The organism is Xanthomonas sp. SHU 308 (assembly GCF_000364645.1).
Classification (GTDB): domain Bacteria; phylum Pseudomonadota; class Gammaproteobacteria; order Xanthomonadales; family Xanthomonadaceae; genus Xanthomonas_A; species Xanthomonas_A sontii.
Window position 1 is genome coordinate 1 of sequence record NZ_AQOK01000221.1, and the last position, 4402, is coordinate 4402.

Annotated in this window: 3 protein-coding genes; 2 read left to right on the forward strand and 1 reads right to left on the reverse strand. The window is 71.6% G+C overall.

The features are described from left to right. The coding region (gene aroD / locus D588_RS0108265; protein ID WP_017915633.1) for a type I 3-dehydroquinate dehydratase at positions 1-809 on the forward strand (809 nt) is incomplete at its 5' end. A 48-nt stretch (positions 810-857) separates the two neighbouring features. Next, positions 858-2165, forward strand: coding sequence for an MFS transporter (locus D588_RS0108270; protein ID WP_026143506.1), 1308 nt, complete (start codon positions 858-860; stop codon positions 2163-2165). A gap of 214 nt (positions 2166-2379) precedes the next feature. Here D588_RS0108270 and D588_RS0108275 read toward each other — a convergent pair. Continuing rightward, on the reverse strand, positions 2380-4402 hold a 2023-nt coding region (locus D588_RS0108275), incomplete at its 5' end, for a membrane-bound PQQ-dependent dehydrogenase, glucose/quinate/shikimate family (RefSeq protein WP_017915635.1).

Here is a 4402-nt window from a genome sequence, read left to right on the forward strand (position 1 = left end):
CGCCCGCCGCGCCGTCCGCGGGCGCGCCGCTGCCGCCGCCGCGCGTGCTGCAGATCCGCGGACTCGCCATCGGCACCGGCCTGCCCAAGATCATCGTGCCGATCACCGCGCACGACGCCGAGCAGGCGCTGGCGCAGGCGCAGCGCATCGCCGCCTCGCCCGATGCAGACCTGGCCGAGTGGCGCATCGACCTGATGGACGGCGCTACCGACGCGGCCGCGCTGGCGGCCCTGGGGCCGCGCCTGGCGCAGGCACTGCACGGCAAGCCGCTGCTGCTGACCTTCCGCACCAAGGCCGAGGGCGGTGCGGTGCCGCTCGACGATGCCGCCTACGGCGCGTTGTACGCGCGCCTGCTGGACGCGCGCTTCGCCGACCTGCTCGACGTGGAGATGTTCCGCGACCCGGCGGTGCTGCGGCGGCTGGTGGAGCATGCGCATCGGCAGGGCGTGTACGTGGTGATGTCCAGCCACGACTTCCACGCCACTCCCCCGGTGGCGGAGATCGTGGCGCGGCTGCAGCGGCAGCAGGCGCTGGGCGCCGACGTGCTGAAGATCGCGGTGATGCCGCGCGATCCGGGCGACGTGCTGCACCTGCTCGACGCCACCTGGCAGATGCGCCAGCGCAGCGGCCAGCCGTTGCTGACCATGGCGATGGGGCCGCTGGGCGCGGTGTCGCGGCTGTCCGGCGAGACCTTCGGGCAGAGCCTGACCTTCGGCATGCTCGGCACCGCCTCGGCGCCCGGGCAGATCGACGCGACGCGGTTGCGGCAGACGCTCCATGCGCTGCATGCCGCCGCGCCGCCCAAGTAATCCCGCGACGCTGCCGTCCTCGTTCGCCGTTCCTGCAGGAGTGTTGCCATGAGCCATGCCGCCGCCCCGCCCACCGCCCTCGTCCTGAATCGCATGAGCGGGTTCCAGTGGACGGCGATCGCGGTCTGCGTGCTGTTGAACATGCTCGACGGGTTCGACGTGATGGTGATGGCCTTCATCGCCCCGCACGTGTCGGAGGCCTGGCGTTTGTCCGGCAAGCTGCTGGGGATCGCGCTCAGCGCCGGGCTGGTGGGCATGGCGCTGGGCTCGCTGCTGCTGGCGCCGCTGGCCGACCGCTGGGGCCGGCGCAACATGATCCTGTGCTGCCTGGCGATCCTGACCGTCGGCATGGCCGCCTCGGCACTGGCGCAGGACATCTGGCAACTTGCGGCGCTGCGCGTGTTCACCGGCATCGGCATCGGCGGCATGCTCGCGGGCGTCGGCGTGATCACCGCCGAATACGCCAGCCCGAAGTGGCGCAGCACCGCAGTGGCCCTGCAGGCCACCGGCTATCCCATCGGCGCCACGCTGGGCGGGTTGATCGCCGCGATGCTGCTGGAACGCTGGGGCTGGCATGCGGCCTTCCTGTTCGGCGCACTCGCCTCGCTGCTGTGCATCCCGGTGGTGCTGGCGTTGCTGCCCGAATCGCTGGACTTCCTGCTCAGCCGGCGCCCGCCGGATGCGCTGGCGCGGCTCAACGCGCTGCTGACGCGCATGCGCGCACCGACCCTGGATGCGCTGCCGCCGCGGCCGCCGGTGCAGGAGAAGGCGGGCTACGCGGCGCTGTTCACCCCGCACCTGCGCCGCAACAGCGTGCTGATCGCGCTGGGCTTCTTCATGCACATGTTCGCCTTCTATTTCGTGCTGAGCTGGACGCCGAAACTGCTGGTACAAGCCGGGCTGTCGGCCGAGCAGGGCGTCACCGGCGGCGTGCTGCTGAACCTGGGCGGCATCGTCGGCGGCGCCTTGTTCGGCGGCCTGGCCGCACGTTTTCTGCTGCCGCGCTTGACCGCGGCCAGCTTCCTGATCGCCGCACTGGGGATGGCGGCGTTCGCCACGCTCGGCACGCAGTTGCAGCTGGCCTTCCCCGTGGCCTTCGTGATCGGCGCGGCGCTGTTCGGCTCGATGGCCGGCCTGTATGCGGTGGCGCCGATCGTGTTCGCGCCCACCGTGCGCACCACCGGCCTGGGCTGGGCGATCGGCATCGGCCGCGTCGGCGCGATCCTCTCGCCGATGACCGTCGGCGTGCTGGTCGACGCCGGCTGGCAGCCGGCCAATCTGTACTACGTGCTGGCGTTGCCGCTGCTGGTGGCCATTGCCGCGGTGCTGACGATGCGGCTGCAGCCGACGCGTTGAGGGCGGGGCGGCGCGGGCGCGGCTCCATTCCAGTCTTCGAGAGCAACGCGCTTTGCGGCGCGGCCTGGCCTGCGTCACCCGATCGGCGCCGTGTCCGGCGCCGTACCCCATATGTCGGCCAACCTGCGGCGCCTCGGTCGAGGCGCTGTGAGGTCCGCACATGCGGCGGCGATCCATTGCCGCCGCGCGCAGATGGCGCCGGTGCGCCGGATTCCTACTTGGCGTTCGGCAAGGCGTAGGCGATCACGTAGTCGCCGCGGTCCGGCGACTGCCGCGCGCCGCCGGCGGTGATCACGATGTACTGCTTGCCGGTCTTGGTCGACACGTAGGTCATCGGCCCGCCCTGGCTGCCCACCGGCAGCCGTGCCTTCCACAGTTCCTTGCCGGTGCCGCTGTCGAACGCACGCAGGTAGTAGTCCTGAGTGCCGGCGATGAACACCAGGCCGCTCTGCGTGGCCAGGGTGCCGCCCAGGGTCGGCATGCCGACCGGGATCGGCAGGTGCATCTTGAAGCCGAGCGGGCCGGTGTCCTGCACGGTGCCCACCGGGACCTGCCAGGCGATGCTTCGGGTCTTCAGGTCGATCGCGCTGAGCGTGCCGAACGGCGGCGCCTGGCAGGGGATGCCCAGCGCCGACAGGAAGCGGTTCTTGTTGACCGCGTACGGCGTGCCCTTCAGCGGCACCGCGCCCATGCCGGTGTTGACCGCCTCGCCACCGCTGGAGGCGGCGGCCTTCTCGGCCTTCTGCGGAATCATCTGCACCCACAGGCCCAGGCGCATGTCGTTGGCGAACACCACGTCGTGCACCGGGTCGACCGACAGCCCGCCCCAGTTCATGCCGCCCAGCGAGCCGGGGAAGCTCAGCGACACGTCGGTGCCGGGCGCGGTGTACAGACCCTCGTAGCGCATCTTCTTGAAGGCGATGCGGCACAGCATCTGGTCCAGCAGGGTGGCGCCCCACATGTCCGCTTCGCTCAGGTGCTTGGTGCCGATCTGCGGCATGCCCACCGACAGCGGCTGGGTCAGCGCATACGGTTCGCGGGGGATGTCGGCGGCCTTCACCGGCACCTCGCGGACCTCGGTCAGCGGCCTGCCGGTGGCGCGGTCGAGCACGTACAGCTGGCCGGCCTTGGTGCCGACGATCAGCGCCGGCACCTTGCGGCCGTCGGCCATCGGGAAGTCGATCAGGCTCGGCTGCATCGGCAGGTCGAAGTCCCACAGATCGTTGTGCACGGTCTGGTAGACCCATTTGACCTGGCCGGTGCTGGCGTCCAGCGCGGTGATCGAGGCGCCGAAGCGGTGGTCCAGCGCGCTGCGCTCGGCACCGTACAGGTCGGTGGACGGGCTGCCCATCGGCAGGAACACCGTGTTGGAGGCGGCGTCGTAGGACATCGGCGCCCACACGTTCGGCGTGCTGCGCACGTAGGTCTTGCCCGGCGCCGGCGGCTGCGTGTCCTGCGGATTGCCCGGATCGAAGGCCCAGCGCTGCGCGCCGGTGATCACGTCGAAGCCGCGGATCACGCCGCCGGGCATGTCGGCCTGCACGTTGTCGGCGACGCGGCCGCCCACCACCACCGTGGTCCCGGCCACGGTCGGCGCCGAGGTCAACTGGTAGAACGGATCGGGTGCGGCGCCGAGGCCGGCCTTCAGGTCGACCTGGCCGTTCTGGCCGAAGCTGCTGCAGAACGCGCCGGTGTCCGCGTCCAGCGCGATCAGCCGCGCATCGATGGTGTTGGTCAGCACGCGGCGCCGGCAGTTGGCGCCGGCCGGCAGCACCGCCGCCGCCACCGGCGAGGCGTTGGCCGCGCTGGGCTGGGCCAGCGGCGCATCGGCATCGAAGTAGGCCAGGCCGCGGCAGCGCTGCCAGACCGAGGACTGCGCGTTGATCTCGTGCTTCCACAGCTGCCGGCCGCTGCTGGCGTCCAGCGCGATGACGTTGTTGTGCGGGGTGCACACGTACAGCGTCTCGCCGATCTGCAGTGGGGTGGTCTGGTCTTCGGCGCCGTTGCCGTCGCTGATTGCGATGTCGCCGGTGCGGTAGGTCCAGGCCACCTGCAACTGGCCGACGTTGCCGCGGCCGATCTGGTCCAGCGCGGCGAAGCGGCTGCCGCCGGCGGTGTTGCCGTAGTGGCTCCAGTCGCGCTGCGCCTGCGCCGGGGTCACCGGCACCGGTGCCGGGCCGGGGCCGCTGGCGGCCACCGGCGGATGCGGCACGAACATGCCGGCCAGGCCGCCGGCG

Coding starts and splice junctions, on each gene's coding strand:
- D588_RS0108270 (WP_026143506.1), top strand. CDS start 858: ATGAGCCATGCCGCCGCCCCGCCCACCGCCCTCGTCCTGAATCGCATG.